The following is an 18,222-nucleotide window of genomic DNA, read 5'->3' on the forward strand; positions in this document are numbered from 1 at the left end:
CTAAGGTCTAATATGGAAAGGATGTTAAGCATGAATATAAATAAAGCATACTTCGCTGGAGGTTGCTTTTGGTGTATGGTCAAACCTTTCGACACGTTTGAAGGCATTGAAAAGGTAACTTCTGGTTACATGGGAGGACATAAAGATAACCCCTCATATGAACAAGTTAAGACAGGTGACACCGGACATTATGAAACAGTCGAAATAGAATACGATGTTGCTCTGTTTTCATATAATAAATTATTAGAGATATTCTTTTCTGTAATAGATCCAACAGATGAAGGCGGTCAATTTCAAGATAGAGGTTCACAATACAAAACAGCTATCTTTTACACAAATGAAGACCAAAAAGCAGTAGCAGAAGATTATGTAGAAAAATTAAAACAAACAATAGATAAAGATAAAGCAATCGCTACAAAAATATTACCTGCTTCTACATTTTATGAAGCTGAAGCTAAGCATCAAGATTTTTACAAAAAAAATCCTGAGCGCTATGCGCAAGAGCAACAAGAACGCCAAAAATACAAATAAACAAATATTAAAAACCGGGTACATCTTAAATTTCAAAATGGCCCGGCTTTTATATATTTAAGATATAATTTACTGTTGACGTTTCATTTCTAAAGGGATTTTATGTTTTTTCTCTACCTTATTACCATTATATAAATCCATAATCGTCTTGATACTTTCTTCACCCATTAAATTAGGTTGTTGCGCAACTGTAGCAAATAATTTACCGCTTTCCACAGATTTAATAGCATCTTCATTACCATCAAAACCAATGACTTTGATATCTTTGTTTCCTATGGCTTCTACTGCACCTAAAGCCATTTCATCATTTTGTGCAAAAACGGCTTCCATATCAGGATGAGCTTGAATCATATTTTGTGTTACGTTTAACCCTTCAGTCCTGTTGAATTTAGCACTTTGTTTAGACACTACATTGAGTGATTTGTCAGCAATATTATGGAAACCTTTACCACGTTCTCGCGTAGCACTGGCGCCTGGAACACCTTCAAGTTCAGCTACTTTTGCGCCTTCGCCTAACTCATCCACAATCAACTCACCACCCATTTCACCCCCCTTGATGTTATCTGAAGCAATAAATGAAGCTACTTCGCCTTTTGCTACATCTCTATCTAATGTGATCACTGGTATGCTTTCATCATTCGCAATTTGAATACTACCAGATATTGCGTCTGAATCAGTTGGATTTACGATTAAATAATCAACTTTTTGTTGAATCAAATCATCTATATCATTAGCTTGCTTCGCCGCATCATCTTGTGCGTCAGCAAATTTAACTTTAACACCTTGTTTCTTAGCTTCTTTTTCAATACCGTCTTTAACTTTTACAAAAAAAGGATTATTTAGTGTAGAGATACTCACCCCAATAATGATATCCGATTTTTTCTTATCTGATTTACCGTTATCATTTTTTTCCAATGGTGATTCTAGTGAACAACCAGCTAAAAATAATACTAAAGCTAACGCGCTTATAAATAGTCTTTTCAATATCAGCACCCCCCAATTACTTATTTTTTCTATCAATTAATACAGCAATAATAATAACGATACCTTTAACAACTTGTTGATAAAAAGAAGATACCCCTAACAAATTTAAACCGTTATTCAATACACCAATGATTAATACCCCTATTAACGTTCCAACAATACGACCTTTACCGCCTGTTAAAGAAGTACCACCTAGCACAACAGCTGCAATAGCATCCAATTCATAGGACATCCCTGCGGTTGGCTGCGCTGAATTTAAACGAGAAGTTAAAATAGCTCCCGCCATAGCTGACATTAACCCTGCTAAGCTATAAATCATTATTTTAATTTTGTTGACTTTGATACCGGAAATAAATGCAGCTTTTTCATTTCCTCCCATAGCATACGTTTGTCTACCAAATACTGTTTTATGTAACAATATATATAAGATAATAAAGGTGATAAACATGGTAACTGCTGGTACTGGTATACCTAGGAAATAGCCTCTACCAAACAATTGAAAAGCATAGCTGCCATTTAAATTCGTAACAGGATTACCATCTGTAATAACAAGGGTTAAACCTCTAAAGACAGTCATCGTCGCTAATGTTGCAATGAACGGCGCCATCTTGCCAATCGTTATTAATAATCCATTAATAGCACCTAATATAGCACCAAAAAGGCACCCGATTAACAGTGCTAAAATTGAGTCTATGCCAGTAACCATTAAAATCGCAACAACAGCACTAGATAATGCTAATGTTGAACCTACTGATAAATCAATACCTCCCGTTAAAATGACAAAGGTCATCCCAAACGCAATTAAACCATTGATTGAAACTTGTCTTAATAAATTAAATAGATTAGAAGGCTCTAAAAAAGCACTATTTAGTATACTTATAATAATAACCAATAAAATCAAACCAATAAAAGGTATGATTTTTTCTAAATACGAATAAGAAAATGATAATTTAGACTGTTTCATTATTTTCCCCTCCTGTAGCTAAAGTCATAATATGTTCTTCAGAGATAGACGCGCCCTCTAATATACCTGTAATTTTTCCTTCGTGTATCACTGCTACTCTATCGCTCATACCTATAATTTCTGGTAATTCTGATGAAATCATAATTATAGACATGCCACGGTCTGTTAGTTCGTTCATCAATTGATATATTTCGCGTTTAGCTCCTACGTCAATGCCTCGTGTTGGCTCATCTAAAATCAAAACATGTGGTGCTGTTGCAATCCATTTAGCTAAAACGACTTTTTGTTGATTACCACCTGATAAATTAACGCAAGCGTCCTCTTTTTTACCTTTAATATTCATGCGTGCAATCATTTGATCAGAATATTGTGCCATCGTACTTTTAGTTAAAAAACCTGTTTTTGAAAAACTTTTTAAAGCAGGTAACGTAATGTTTTCTAGAATTGAATCTTGTAGCACTAATCCTTCTTCTTTTCTATTCTCAGTGATAAAAGCAAGTCCTTGTGAAATAGATTGATTGGGGTTCTGAATTTGAATTTGTTTATCATTAAGTTTGACAGTCTTATTTCCCTTATCTAAGCCGAATAAGACACGCATAATTTCTGAACGACCAGCGCCCATCAAACCACTAAATCCGAGTATCTCTCCTTTGTGTAAATCAAAATGGATAGGCTTTAATTGATGCTCTACTGAACTTAAATCTTCTACAGAAAGGACAATATCTTCTTGGTGATAATGCCTATCAGGATACTGATTGTCTAGATCTCTTCCTATCATGGATTTTACGACTTCAGCATGAGTGGTGTCTTTTGTCTTTGTTGTTAAAATAGATTGGCCATCTCTCATAACAGTAATACGATCTGAAATACTAAATATTTCTTCCATTCTATGAGAAATATATATAAAAGAAACGCCTTCATTTTTCAAACGATTAATCTGTTCAAACAGAGTAGCTATTTCATTATTCGTTAAAGCAGCAGTAGGCTCATCCATAATGATAATTTTTGGCTTTTCCATCAACGCCTTACTAATTTCTAACATCTGTTGCATACCGACTGATAAAGTACCTGCCATTCTATTTAAATCAATATCAATATTTAATTTTTTGAAAACTGACAAAGCACGTTGTTTCATCTTTTTATTATCTACAACACCTAAAAATTTGGTTTCCTCTTTTCCTAAAAATAAATTTTCAAGCACAGTCAAATTTGGCCAAATATTTAATTCTTGTTGGATAAAGGATATACCATTTTGTTCAGCATCCATCGTATTTTTAAAATGAATCGGTTTCCCATCTTCTAATACGCTGCCACTATCAGCCTTATACACGCCGGTAAGTATTTTCATAAGCGTACTTTTACCAGCTCCATTTTCACCCATTAGTGCATGAATTTCAGCATCATTTATTTCAAAATCAACGCCGCTTAATACATTATTTTGCCCAAATGATTTGTATATTTGATTCATGTTTATCATAACTGCCCCCCCCTTAAAATAAAACACCGCTTGTTAAAATTACATTGGCATAAGGTTTAGCTTCGCCCGTTCGGATAACTGCCTTAACCTCGTTACTTAACGTTTTTAAAGATGCATGCGATTCAGTTGTGATATCAATGTTCCAAGATAATAGCTTTACATATAATGCGCTGTTTTGTTTTATCATTTCATTAGCAATGATTAATTGTTCGATTTCCATGTGTTCTTTAATTAAATCGAATACTTCTTCGAATGAAGGTTTTCCAAATGTTAATGCTAAATCTATCTTTTTCACGCCTTCTGGCACCGGAAGACCACAATCAGCAATCATTATTTTGTCAGTATGTCCCAAATCACTCAATACTTTAGATATTTCACTGTTTAGAATACCTGTTTTATACATTTAATCTCCCCATTCGTTATATAATATATTATGTAACGGGTTACATAATTGCAGTTAAAACCTTATGCTCCCCCTTCGTTTAGGTGATAATACAAGTTGCTTATCATAATCATTCGTTTTTAAATTCAATAATTTTGATACAGCTTTTTGGCCTAAGACATATGCAGATTGATCAATTGTTGAAATGTTTGGAAATGTCATTGTCGAAAATGGTATATTATCATAACCTACAATTTGAATATCTTCAGGTACTTTAAACTTAAATTGTTGAATAATCGCCATCGTTTCAATCGCTAAAATATCATTGCTACATATGATACTATCAATTTTCAAATTTTTAATTAACGAAATAAATGCCTGCTCATTTGTTAGCTTTTCAGATTCATAATAAAAATACTTCACATTATATTGCTTCAATATTGATTCAATACCGTTGATTCTTGACTTAAAGGTATTAATTTTTAAATCCAAATGGATAATCAATATATTTTGTGGTTTGCCTTCTAAAATAAGTTGCGCTTGTAATTCTCCTCCTTCGAAATGGTTTGCAGAAACGCCACTAATGACATCATTAACGCGATCTACAAATACACATGGCATATTTTGAGATTTTAATAATTTTTCAACTTGCTTATCAGCAAATGCTGTAGTAATCACTCCAACACAATTATAAGAATTAAAAGTAGAAAGATAATCTCTAGCTTTATTAGCATTATTATCACTATTACCAATTAATACTTGAAAGCCTTGTGATAATGCTATATCTTCAACGCCTCTCGCTATTAATGTAAAAAAAGGATTGCTAATATCTGGCAATAATAGACCAATCATTTTTGACTTACGTTTATACAACGTGCGTGCCGCTTCATTAGGTTGATAGTTAAGTTCACTGATGGCACATTCAATGCGCTTTTTCGTTTGTTCTTTTACATATCCATTATTATTTATGACTCTAGACACCGTTGCTACAGAACAACCTGCTAAATTTGCTACTTCTTTAATTGTCGTTATAAAAATCACCTCTATTTGTGTAACCGCTTTCATATTATCACAAATTTTTCTGTTTTGATAGTTTATTCTAGTGATTAATTATTATATTAATAAGAGATGATTTAAGTCATTGGTTATGAAATAAAATAAAAAGTTATGTCTAACATAGCATTATTTATACGCTATTTAATAGGATAAAGAAACTTGATTCACATTTTCTATAGCCTTAATTTGTCCGTTTGGATCAAAATATACTTTGACAGAGAATTGGTTAAACGGATTATCATCATATATCATCGTACCATTATTATAGTTTTTGTCTCTATTTCCATGCACTTGAGTAAACGCTTGAATATAAACATTGTTAGGAATAACAAAAAATCGTTGCACTTTATCGTTTTGATAATAAATTGCTATATTCCCATATTTTTGTGTTTTAAGGTTATTAATTTTTAAATGTTCTTCACTATTTCCATAATATCGTTCCACTTTACTTTTACTCATGCCTTTAGATATGTGCATATATTGATTTCTAACATCACGATTCATAAAATTTTCACTAAATGCTTGTGATAGCACATCAATTTGAGGAGAAGGATATTGTGAATTGTGTTTATTTTTAGTTTCATTATTTTGAGATGGCTGATTAACGCTTTGATAATTTATCTGCTTTGTCTCATATAATGATTTAATTGAAAGTACTAACGCTACTAAGAGAACTATTAATACCAAGCTAATTATAATTTTTTTCATTTTTTCACCCCACTGCACCCTTTGCAAATAATTAATATTTATATATTACTATATAACTTTAAAACCTTAAATGTATTTTCATAATTTTATAAATCATGGCTACAATAGTATGTTTTTAAATGTAAAAATACTATTTAAATTCAAAAAGAAATAAAGTAGATAAAATGTCAATTATTATTCAAATAATATCGAATCACACTGTTGAAAGCGTTTTCTGTTGATGCTATTATATATATATACCTTAAACAGAGGGTAAAGAGAAATTCATATATAGTTAGGATCAAATGATATTTAGAAAGTAATATAGTTAGTTTATTAAAGTAGTTAATAACTTCTCCGGCGTTAACTACCAAAACCATTAAAAACTATAACTCCTAAAAACAACCAACCATCATTAACGGGATGCGTTGGTTGTTTTTATTTTATTCTTTTTTTCTAATTACACGCATAACTTTTATCATACTGAGCCATAGTGAATGTCTTTTACGATAGACTAAAAATCTCGGTTGCCAGCTAGGATTAAATTTCTCTTTATAACGTCTTAATCCTTGAAATCTATATAAACCATTAAAATGTTCAAAAATTCTGCCAGCCAGTCTTTCACCAAAGAATGAAAACGGAACTTTACCTACATTAGATAATGTGGCCATACCCATATTAAAATATTTATAATTATTGTTTTTAGACCACAACAACATATGAATATATAAACTATCCATCAAAGGCAATGTTACATCTGATTTCCAACGTATTAAATCAACAGAAAGCGTTGCGTTATAATTTGTAGGCATAAAAGTACAGAAGCCAAGTATAGCACCGTCCATATCTTTAATCATTGCTATAGGTGCCTGTGAAAGATAATGCTCATCAAAATTACCAACAGAAAATTGCATTTCTGTTGATCCAACTAACCAATCGTCACTTATTTGTTTTAATTCATCTAAAAACGCTTGCGAAAATGGAGGATCTAGTATTTCAAATGTACAACCTGAGTCCTCTAACTTATTTAATGTAGCTCGTAAGCCACGCTTTTTTTTGCCTGAAATAGTAAAAGCTGATAAGTCTATGAGCGCTTCTTCACCTAATTTGAAAAATTGATTCCCAAAATCATGATAAATAGACATATATCTATCAGTAACTTGATAGAAAATGATATCATAGCCTAAATAGTGCGCTTCACTATATAATTTTTCAAGCAACTTATGAAACGATGTAGCATTTCCAATTGGGTCTCCTAAAACAATATATGTGTTGCGCTTACGCTGATACATCACGAACGCATCTTTAGTATCATTAAAGAAAAACTTTTTATCGCCGCTATATATGAGGTGACTTAAGTAATTACCGCCATAATTATCAATAATGGCTTTACATTGTGCTAAACCATCATCATTGCTTGAAGATTTAAACTTCGCTTCAAACCACCATACAATCACACTCACAATAATGACTACTGTGATAATCGTAAACCAAAAGTAATACCTTAATATTGATGAGTCCATTTCTAAGTGATAAATATCCAAAGTATAAAATGTACTTCTTATAATATTGTGATTCACAAATAAAACGAATGCCCCTATTAATAAACTGACCAATAACTTAGTATATCTAAATTGGCGTTTAATAACACGTGACCTTTTATAAAATACGACTAACATAATGAACATAGTTGTTAACCAACCTAGTAATATTAAAGAAGGATACGTATAAACCGTTACACAGAATATAATAATGATTGAAATAATAGAAAACAAAATGGCTCTTTTGGATAAATAGTAAACGCCTATAACGTTTAATAATAATAATAAACAAGCACATGTATGGATAGAGACAGTGATATAGTAAATGGCATGATAATCACTATATAGTCCATCATAAATAATTGTAATATTATTGAAGAAAAACAATAGACTTGTAAACGTAAGTAATATCGCAATCGAAAATGCTGGTATTCTTGCTAAAATATCTTTTTGATATGACGCTAATAATGAAGACATATCTTTAATAGGAACCATCAATTTAGAATCATCCCAATAACGTTTAGCTGTATCTCGGAATTCAAAAGTTGCTAAAATTAATGCAATTAATACTGGAAACAGATAATACACTAATCTATAAAGTAATAACGCTAAGACAATTTTCTCTTCTGGAACGTTTAAACTTTTTAATCCTAATAATACGACCAAATCAAACGTACCAAACCCTCCAGGTATAAAACTGATTAGCCCTGACAGTGCGCTAATGACAAATATACCTATAAACACAGATAAGTTCACTTGAACACCAACAGTATATAATGACATATATAATACTAATGCCGCGATAATCCATTCAATGCTAGAGACAATTGTACAATATAAACCTATCAATTTATGCTTTTTGTTTACTGGTCTTATAATTGTAGAAATTATAAATATAGGTAAAAACAAGGCAGCAATATACATTACCCATTTAATCCAAGGGAACGGATTAAATATGTGCTTCACATCAAACACATGAAATACTACTAATATTGAGAGCATACTTAAACCGGTCAACATAGATATTAAAACAACAGAAATAGAATGCAATAACTCTTTTTTATCTTCAGCAGTATCTTTATACAAAATAAATCTTACACTAGCCCCGATAACACCACCAAACCCTAATACAGCATTTAAAGCATTGACAATATAGCCAATGCGAATAGCCTTAGGTAATGAAACCTTCAGATTTAATGATCTAGCTAAAATCACATCATACATAGATAATATAAGTATAGCCGTACCGCCACTCAAAAATAGCACGATCAACCAAACACTATTAAGATCTCTAATAGCGTATATCGTTTCTTTCAAATTGATATGAGCTAACTCTCTATATAAAGTAAATACAACAAAAATAAATAGTGAAATTGCAAAGATTACTTTCAAAATAGACAATACTTTATTTCTTGATTGCTTTGACATGTGTTCACATCACTTTTCTATATTCATATATTATTTAAAATATAGCACGATTCTTATTTTTAATAAATAATTTATATAGCAAATACATATTACAATATTGTTAGTTTTAACATATATACTTATAGCAACACATCTTTAATAAAAGTACTTTGATACTGTGATTTAAAAACGACAAAACTGCATTGGAAATTGAGATTTCCAATGCAGTTCTTTTTCAAATATTTTCTTAATTTTAACTTAACGTATTTCTTCATCCGAAGTGATTTCGTACTCGCCTGCATCATCACCATAATATTTGTTATAGCGACGTTTATACATTGTATATAAATGAGATACAAGTACTTTTAATATTGCATACGCAGGTATACCTAAAATAACACCAACTATACCTAATAAATTACCTGCACTTAATAAGATAAAAATAATCGTAAGTGGATGAATTTTTAATGTTTTGCCCATAATATTTGGGGAAATAAAGTGACCTTCAATAAATTGAACTGCTGTCCATACAATTACTAATTTTAATAACATGAATGGTGACGTAATTAAAGCAATAATAATAGCTGGAGATATCGCAATCGTTGGGCCGATGTACGGTACTACACTTGTTACAGCAGCAATTGAAGCTAAAATTAAACTGTAATCTAAACCGATGATGCTATATCCAATAAATAATAAAATACCAATACAAAATGACACGATAATTTGACCTTGGATATAAGAACCAACTTGGATACTCATTTTATCTAATAAGTCATGAAAATCTTTTCTAAACTTAGGCGGCATTAAATTTGTTGAAAATTCTTTAAAGCGGTGACCGTCTTTTAACATAAAGAATAAAACAAAAGGTGTTGTTGCAATAACAACGCCAACATTAACTAAAGCCTCAGCAAAATTTTTAACTTTAGAACCAAAACCGTTAAAGTAATCAGAAACCATCGAAGGTAGCTTTTTAGCTAATGAATCTAACTGATCTTGTATTTGAACATAAAAATTAGAAATTAAAGAATACTTCGTTACACTATCAATAAATTTATTTACTTTATCAACATAATACGGAAAATTATTCCCAAAACTTTTAAACTGTGCTCCGATTACTGGTATTAATAAATTAATAGCTAGTGCAATGACACCAACAATAACTAAAAATAATATAATAACTCCCCAAAGCCTTGAAATATTATAGCGTTCCATTAAATTCACTAAGGGATTAAATAAGTAATATAAAATAATAGATACTATGATTGGTGCGATAATCGTATTAAAAACAATAATAAATGGTTTGAAAATATAAGAAACTTGGTCAAAAATAAAAATTGCACAACCGATAAATATTAATATAAGTAAGGCAAAGGCTAAATCTTTTCCACCTATAAATTTCATAAAACGCGATTCAGGAAAACTTAAATTCAATTTTCTTTTTTTTGAATGATTATCTTGCTTTAATTGCTCTTCATTCGACATAAAATCACCATACCTTAAATTTTTTCAAAATATACAAATCATTTAGAACATAATGATGAAACTATGTATCTTTATACCTCTATACATGTAGTTCCATATTTAAAATAACTAATTTTAATCATAACACAATGTACATTTTTCAAACATATATATTTTGTCACATTTGATTTACAACTAATCATATTCTTAATAAGCGTAAAAACTATAAAGTATTTTATAAACGCATTGCTTTATTTTAAATGATTGAGAAAAATAAGCAAATATTTAAGTATTCAAAAAAGCAGTAATACGAAATCATAAAGTACTACGGATTTCATATTACTGCTCATATATGGATAAAATTTCACAAACATACAATAAATGCATTAAGAAAATAGTTTTACGCACATTCAAATATGATACATGAATTATTTCTTTTTCATGCCCCAACTCTCGATGCCGAATAAATTAATTTCCAACTCTTCAGGTTTAAACACAGGTTTTTTGCCTGCTTTACGTTGACGTTGATAGTCGTTCATTACTGCGAAAGCTATATTAGACAAACCAATAATAGCAACTAAGTTGACAATTGCCATTAGACCCATAAACACATCTGCTGTACCCCATACAGTTTCAGTTTTAACCACTGATCCTACAAATACAAGTACTACCACTAAACATCTAAAAATGAATAACACCGATTTATTTTTCCATAAGAATTCCATATTAGATTGGCCATAATAATAGTTACCAATAACAGAAGAAAAAGCAAATAAAGTAATTGCAATTGTTAAGAAAATACCCCCTGCATTACCTAAATGTTCATTTAGTGCTGATTGTGTTACTGCCACACCTTGTGCTGCATTTTCACCAAATTCTAATCCTGTATATAGTAAAATCATAATTGCCGTAGCGGTACACACTAGCATAGTATCAAAGAATACACCTAATGATTGAATTAACCCTTGTTTAACTGGGTGAGGCGCAGCAGCTGTGGCAGCGGCGTTAGGTGCCGAACCCATACCAGCTTCGTTTGAGAACAAACCACGTTTAATACCTTGAAGAATTGCTGCACCAACAGCGCCTCCAGTTACTTGTTCAAATCCAAATGCACTTTTAATGATTGTTCCAATCATCGGGATAATTTGATCATAGTTAAGTATTAAAATGACAGCAACTAAACCAATATAAACAATTGCCATAACTGGCACAATGATTGATGATAATGTCGCGATACTTCTAACACCGCCAAATATAATAATCGCTGTAACAATAGCTAATATAATACCCGTCACTATAGGACTTATATTATATTGCGTTTTTAATGACTCAGCAATGGTATTAGATTGCACTGTATTAAACACAAATGCAAACGTTACAGTAATTAATACTGCAAAGACGATACCTAACCATTTTTGGTTGAGTCCTTTAGTTATGTAATATGCAGGCCCACCACGAAACCCGCCATCTTCATCAGGTACTTTATATACTTGTGCTAAGGTTGCTTCGATAAAGGCACTCGCTGCCCCAATAAATGCAATGACCCACATCCAAAACACAGCACCAGGTCCACCTAACACAATCGCAGTGGCAACACCTGCAATATTACCAGTACCAACACGAGAACCAGCACTTATTGCAAACGCTTGAAATGGCGCAATACCTTTTTTTCCATTATCTAATGTTTCAGGTTTTTCTCCAATCGCTCGAAACATTTCTGGTATCCATCTTAATTGTACGAATTTAGAACCAATAGTAAAAAATATACCAGCTGTAATTAAAAGTCCAATTAAATATTGTGACCAGATTAAATCATTTCCGACTTGAACAAACGTTTTGAACCAATCCGGAATCAAACTATCAAAATTGCTCAATTTAATCCCTCTCATCTATCAAATAAATTTTTATAATAAAATCAAGAGATTTATAGCATATGTTCTGTGCACAGAAAACGATAAATTATTTATGTACACAGGAAAATGAATGAATAAGTTAAGTACAAATCGTAAAGCTTTGTGCAACACTATTTCACGTTACTATAAATCTCTTGTTTTATTTTTATGGCAACTTAATGGTATTTTATCATTATATTGTTGTATTTACTAACAGAAATTTTAAAATTACCTTATTTGATGATTAAGTTTTCCACTTCACCAAATTCTTTTACATCGACGATAAAACTACCATTTGTATATTGTTCTGATAAATGAATGTCTTTGATATTGCCACTTTCTTCGTGTCGTTTAGAAGTTATGGTATAAGTCGTATCATCAGGATGAATTATATGAGCTGCGACGATACGATGTGGTAATTTTTTAAGTTCTTTTAAAAGTGTAATACCACGTTGTGCACGTTTCGCTTGTTGTAATACTTTAAATCCTATACGTTTTAATGATCCACGTTGCGTCGCCATTAATATAGAACTACGTTCATTAATAACTTGCGTTAACACGACATAATCTTCATCTTTAAGGTTGATAGATTTCACCCCAGCTGCTCTAAGACCAGTGTCTGATAACTCATCGCTATTATAAGTTAATGACATACCTTTATATGTTATAGCAGTAAGTATTTGGGCGTCTTCTATTCTCATTACGTCTATGATTTCATCATCACCTTTTAATTTCATGGACACTAACGGCTTATTATAACGTGATGTTTTGAACATAGAAACATTACTTTTCTTAATCATGCCATTGCGTGTAGCTAAAATATAAAATGCTTCGGGCTTGAAATCACTTTCGCAGAAAGCATCAATGACATGTTCATCTTCGTCTATTGGGACGATTTGTGAAACGTGTTGCCCTAAATCTTTCCACTTAATTTCTGAAAGTTTATGCACTGGTATATAAAGGTATCTACCTTTATTAGTGAACACTAACGCGGTATCTAACGTGTTAGCTTCTTGATATTTAAGCATCATATCGCCATCTTTAACCCCAAGTTCTTCTACACCGCTTGCGTTAAAACTACGTAAAGAAGTTCGTTTAATATAACCATGTTTTGTAATGCTCACCATCACATTCTCACTTGGTACCATAACTTCTTTATCAATTTTAATTTCACTGATTTCTGCTTCAATTGAAGATAAGCGTTTTTGTTTATATTTATTCTTAATTTCATTTAATTCGTCTTTGATAACATTTAATAAAGCATCGTGATTATCTAATATATTTTTTAAATACGCTATTTTAGCCTTTAATTCATCATGTTCTTCTTGTAATTGCACGATATCCGTATTCGTCAAACGATATAATTGCAATGTTACAATTGCTTCAGCTTGTGCTTCTGTGAAATCAAATTCAGCTACTAAATTGTCTTTAGCGTCTTTTTTGTTTTTAGAATTTCTAATAAGTTTAATCACTTGGTCTAAAATAGATAGTGCTTTCATTAGACCTTCTACAATATGCATTCTACTTTCTGCATTATCTAACTCAAAACGCGTACGCTTCGTCACCACATCAATTTGATGATTAAGATAACTATCTATAAACTGACGTACACCCATAAGTACTGGTCTACCTTCACTAATTGCAACCATATTAAAGTTATATGAAACTTGTAAATCTGTATTTTTGTACAAATAATTCGCAACCGCTTCGCTGTTAACATCTTTCTTTAATTCAATAGCAATACGTAAACCAGTACGATCAGTTTCGTCACGGACTTCTACAATACCATCAACTTTTTTATCTGCACGTAACTCATCCATTTTTTTAACGAGCGCACTTTTATTAACTTCGTATGGTAACTCTGTGACAATTAATTCTTTTCTACCGTTTCGCAATTCTTCAACGTTTACTTTTGAACGAACTACAATTTTACCTTTTCCAGACTCATACGCTTTCTTGATACCATCTATCCCTTGAATAATACCACCTGTTGGAAAATCAGGGCCTTTAATATATTTCATTAATTGACTTACTGTGATATTAGGATTGTCAATAAATTTTAAAGTGGCTTGTATCACTTCAGCTAGGTTATGTGGCGGTATATCAGTAGCGTACCCTGAAGAAATACCTGTACTTCCATTGATTAACAAATGCGGCAAGCGTGCTGGTAAAACCATTGGTTCCATAGTTGTATCATCATAGTTCGGCATAAATGGCACTGTGTCTTTGTTGATATCCCTTAATAATTCTTCAGAAATCCTGCTTAATTTCGCTTCAGTATAACGCATCGCTGCTGCTGGATCGTTATCTATACTACCATTATTACCTTGCATTTCTATCAATACATGGCGTAATTTCCAATCTTGACTCAGACGGACCATTGCATCGTAAACTGACAAGTCACCATGAGGGTGATATTGTCCGATAACGTCACCAACCGTTTTCGCACTTTTACGGAAGTTTTTATCAAATGTATTACCGCTGGAATACATTGCGTATAAAATACGTCTTTGAACAGGTTTGAGACCATCACGAACGTCTGGCAGTGCACGCTCTTGAATGATATATTTACTATATCTACCAAATCGATCGCCAATAACATCTTCTAGCGACAAATCTTGAATTATTTCACTCAATTTATTTCCTCCTCATCGGAATAATCCTGTTCTAGTATTTGAATTTCATTATTATCTAAAATACTTTGATCTTCTTGAAGTCCAAATTCAACATGTTTTTCAATCCATTCACGTCTAGGAGCTACTTTATCTCCCATTAATGTTGTTACACGTTTAGATGAACGCAATTCATCATCAACTTGAACTCGAATAAGCGTTCTTGTCTCTGGGTTCATTGTCGTTTCCCATAATTGATCCGCGTTCATTTCTCCTAAACCTTTATAACGCTGTAAACTAAATCCTTTACCTAATTTCTTTTGAAGTTTTTCTAATTCTTCATCTGTCCAAGCATACTCTATTTTTTTAGAAGCCCCTTTACCTTTTTCTAGTTTATATAACGGTGGTAAAGCTATAAACACTTTCCCAGCTTCTACTAAAGGTTTCATATATTTAAAGAAAAAAGTTAATAGTAATACTTGGATATGAGCGCCATCTGTATCGGCATCTGTCATAATAATAACTCTATTATAATTGCTATCTTCTATTTTAAATTCATTACCGACACCAGCGCCAATAGTATGAATAATTGTATTGATTTCTTCATTTTTAAATATATCTTCTAAACGTGCTTTCTCAGTATTAATCACTTTACCTCTAAGTGGTAAAATTGCTTGATATTTACGGTCACGACCTAATTTAGCAGAGCCACCAGCTGAATCCCCCTCTACCAAATAAAGTTCTTTTTTCTCTGTATTTTTACTTTGTGCTGGCGTTAACTTTCCTGATAACAATGTATCTTTACGCTTATTTTTTTTACCCGAACGTGCATCTTCCCTTGCTTTACGAGCTGCTTCTCTTGCTTGTTGGGCTTTCAATGCTTTTTTAACGAGGGTTTTAGATAATTGCCCCTTTTCTTCAAGGTAATATGGCAATTTTTCAGATACAACAGAATCTACAGCACTTCTTGCTTCTGGTGTACCCAATTTAGATTTAGTTTGACCTTCGAATTGTAACAACTCTTCTGGAATACGAATTGAAATAATAGCTGTCAAACCTTCTCTAATATCATTTCCATCTAAGTTTTTATCTTTTTCTTTTAATTCATTTATACGTCTTGCGTAGTCATTAAAGACACGTGTCATTGCTGTTTTGAAACCAACTTCGTGTGTACCACCATCTTTAGTACGTACATTGTTAACAAAACTTAAAAGACTTTCTGAATATTGGTCATTATATTGAAATGCTACTTCTACTTCTATGTCATTCGCATTTCCCGCAAAATTGGCCACATCATGTAATACTTCTTTACCTTCATTGACATAGCTTACAAACTCTTTAATCCCATCTTCATAATGGAATACATCTTCTCTTTCTTTGCCCGCTCTTAAATCTTTAAGCGTTATTCTTAAATTTTTAAGTAAAAATGCAGATTCTTGTAAACGTTCACTAAGGACATCGTAGTTAAAAGATGTGGCTGACTTGAAAATCTCAGCGTCTGGTTTAAAAGTTACTTTAGTACCAGTTTTTTTAGTTTTTCCTAGTTTTTCCAGGCCTGTAGCTGGTAAGCCACCATGGCTAAATTTCTGCTTATAGATAGCGCCATCTCTATAAATTTCTACTTCCAGCCATTCACTTAATGCGTTTACTACTGATGCACCCACACCATGTAGACCACCAGACGTTTTATATCCACCTTGTCCAAATTTTCCGCCTGCGTGAAGTATTGTAAATATAACTTGGACTGTAGGTTTCCCTGACGTATGAATACCTGTTGGCATACCACGTCCATCATCTTCTATAGTGATACTCTCATCTTTGTTTATCGTAACTAAAATTTCACTACCAAAGCCGTTTAATACTTCATCGACGGAATTATCGACAACTTCATATACTAAATGATGTAAACCACGTTTATCAGTAGACCCAATATACATACCGGGTCTCTTTCTTACGGCTTCTAACCCTTCAAGAACCTGAATGGAATCATCCGAATAATTATTTTGTTTATTCATTGCCAATCGTTTCGCCCTCCTACAAACGTACGTTCGTTTTTAAAACTATACATTAGTTATTCTTATATAAATCTTGATAAATTGCAAGTATCAAATTTATAATCGAACCGTGTTTTACTACTCTTATAAATTTTATTCGTCTAACTATGGTCTTATGTGGTAAAATAATTCTAATGTCATTAAAGGATGTGGATTATGTATGGTGATGATAATTATCATGTTAATACTAAGTTATCTCATTGGTGCTTTCCCAAGTGGCTATGTAATAGGTAAGTTATTTTTCAAAAAGGATATTAGACAATTCGGTAGTGGGAACACTGGAGCGACGAATAGCTTTAGAGTATTAGGTAAACCAGCAGGGTTCCTAGTTACTTTTTTAGATATATTTAAAGGGTTTATCGTTGTATTCTTCCCACTATGGCTTCCAGTTCATGCAGACGGTGCTATTAGTACATTTTTTACAAATGGACTCATCGTAGGGGCATTTGCGATTCTAGGTCATGTTTACCCGATTTATCTTGGGTTTAAAGGGGGAAAAGCAGTTGCAACCAGTGCCGGCGTTATACTTGGAATCAACCCTATCTTATTAATCATATTAGCAGCAATTTTCTTTGGTATATTATATTTAACGAAATATGTATCACTATCAAGTATTATCGCGTCAATCTGTTGCGTAATTGGTGCGTTACTTATTCGAGATTATATTCTCCTTGTGGTGAGTATGGCTGTGGGTGTGTTATTAATATTCAGACATCGCACAAATATTGTTAGAATTTTTAAAGGTGAAGAGCCTAAAATTAAATGGATTTAACTATTACACGTGTCACGAGCAATCAATAAGTAAATAGTAACAAAATATTACTTAGGCTGGGACATCAACCAATGTCTCAGTCTAAAAATATAATATTAATTAGAAACAACTCATTTGAAAATATGCTAATATCGCACTTTTTAAATTGAGAAGCCAATATCTGAGCGGAACAAGGAAGTCTTATGATGAGATTGGATTTTTGTTCCGCTCTTTTTTAAATCATCATTATAGCTGTAAATGCGTAATAATAAATCAATTTGTTTTAAAGAAAATTAAGATTAAATATGTTATACTACTTTTATTATTACTCAAAATTGGGTAATACAAATAATACTAATTTTTTAAATTAGTAACCAATTGTCACAAGCTATAACTTGTGAAATGAGAGGGGACTTTTAT

13 protein-coding genes are annotated in these 18,222 nt (G+C 32.0%); 2 read left to right on the forward strand and 11 right to left on the reverse strand.

What is annotated here, in order from left to right:
• Nucleotides 1–30: 30 nt before the first annotated feature.
• Nucleotides 31–531: a peptide-methionine (S)-S-oxide reductase MsrA gene (gene msrA, locus KA894_RS03000; protein WP_115342184.1), complete on the forward strand. Its 501-nt coding sequence runs from the start codon at nt 31–33 to the stop codon at nt 529–531.
• A gap of 69 nt (nt 532–600) precedes the next feature.
• On the opposite strand, the gene KA894_RS03005 is transcribed toward msrA, so the two are convergent.
• The 11 genes from KA894_RS03005 to parE form a co-directional block, all read right to left on the reverse strand.
• Complete coding sequence (locus KA894_RS03005; protein WP_115342185.1) at nt 601–1,515, reverse strand: D-ribose ABC transporter substrate-binding protein; 915 nt, start codon at nt 1,513–1,515, stop codon at nt 601–603.
• 16 nt (nt 1,516–1,531) lie between these two features.
• Nucleotides 1,532–2,479, reverse strand: coding sequence for an ABC transporter permease (locus tag KA894_RS03010; protein ID WP_096823809.1), 948 nt, complete (start codon nt 2,477–2,479; stop codon nt 1,532–1,534).
• Nucleotides 2,466–3,956 (reverse strand): sugar ABC transporter ATP-binding protein, encoded by a 1,491-nt coding sequence (locus KA894_RS03015; RefSeq protein ID WP_103373102.1) that lies wholly within the window; start codon nt 3,954–3,956, stop codon nt 2,466–2,468. Before KA894_RS03015 ends, KA894_RS03010 begins: the two co-directional genes overlap by 14 nt.
• 13 nt (nt 3,957–3,969) lie before the next feature.
• A complete protein-coding gene (gene rbsD, locus KA894_RS03020) occupies nt 3,970–4,359 on the reverse strand; it encodes a D-ribose pyranase (protein WP_096809870.1) in 390 nt (129 codons plus the stop codon).
• A gap of 54 nt (nt 4,360–4,413) precedes the next feature.
• On the reverse strand, nt 4,414–5,403 hold the full coding sequence (locus tag KA894_RS03025; protein ID WP_119488199.1) for a LacI family DNA-binding transcriptional regulator: 990 nt from the start codon (nt 5,401–5,403) through the stop codon (nt 4,414–4,416).
• A 132-nt stretch (nt 5,404–5,535) separates the two neighbouring features.
• Nucleotides 5,536–6,102 (reverse strand): hypothetical protein, encoded by a 567-nt coding sequence (locus tag KA894_RS03030; protein ID WP_096809874.1) that lies wholly within the window; start codon nt 6,100–6,102, stop codon nt 5,536–5,538.
• Between the two features lie 422 nt (nt 6,103–6,524).
• Complete coding sequence (mprF, locus tag KA894_RS03035; protein WP_096809876.1) at nt 6,525–9,050, reverse strand: bifunctional lysylphosphatidylglycerol flippase/synthetase MprF; 2,526 nt, start codon at nt 9,048–9,050, stop codon at nt 6,525–6,527.
• Between the two features lie 237 nt (nt 9,051–9,287).
• Nucleotides 9,288–10,514, reverse strand: coding sequence for an AI-2E family transporter (locus tag KA894_RS03040; RefSeq protein WP_096809879.1), 1,227 nt, complete (start codon nt 10,512–10,514; stop codon nt 9,288–9,290).
• A 407-nt stretch (nt 10,515–10,921) separates the two neighbouring features.
• Nucleotides 10,922–12,367, reverse strand: a complete 1,446-nt coding sequence (gene alsT, locus KA894_RS03045) for a glutamine transporter AlsT (RefSeq protein ID WP_096809881.1) — start codon at nt 12,365–12,367, stop codon at nt 10,922–10,924.
• Nucleotides 12,368–12,618: 251 nt separating this feature from the next.
• On the reverse strand, nt 12,619–15,021 hold the full coding sequence (parC, locus tag KA894_RS03050; RefSeq protein ID WP_210133689.1) for a DNA topoisomerase IV subunit A: 2,403 nt from the start codon (nt 15,019–15,021) through the stop codon (nt 12,619–12,621).
• A complete protein-coding gene (parE, locus tag KA894_RS03055; RefSeq protein WP_170006944.1) occupies nt 15,018–17,012 on the reverse strand; it encodes a DNA topoisomerase IV subunit B in 1,995 nt (664 codons plus the stop codon). The genes parC and parE overlap by 4 nt, the downstream gene beginning before the upstream one ends.
• Nucleotides 17,013–17,214: 202 nt before the next feature.
• On the opposite strand from parE, the gene plsY reads away from it, so the two are divergent.
• A complete protein-coding gene (gene plsY / locus KA894_RS03060; protein ID WP_210133697.1) occupies nt 17,215–17,823 on the forward strand; it encodes a glycerol-3-phosphate 1-O-acyltransferase PlsY in 609 nt (202 codons plus the stop codon).
• Nucleotides 17,824–18,222 lie beyond the last annotated feature (399 nt).

The organism is Staphylococcus sp. GDY8P131P, assembly GCF_017891975.1.
GTDB classification, from domain to species: domain Bacteria; phylum Bacillota; class Bacilli; order Staphylococcales; family Staphylococcaceae; genus Staphylococcus; species Staphylococcus nepalensis.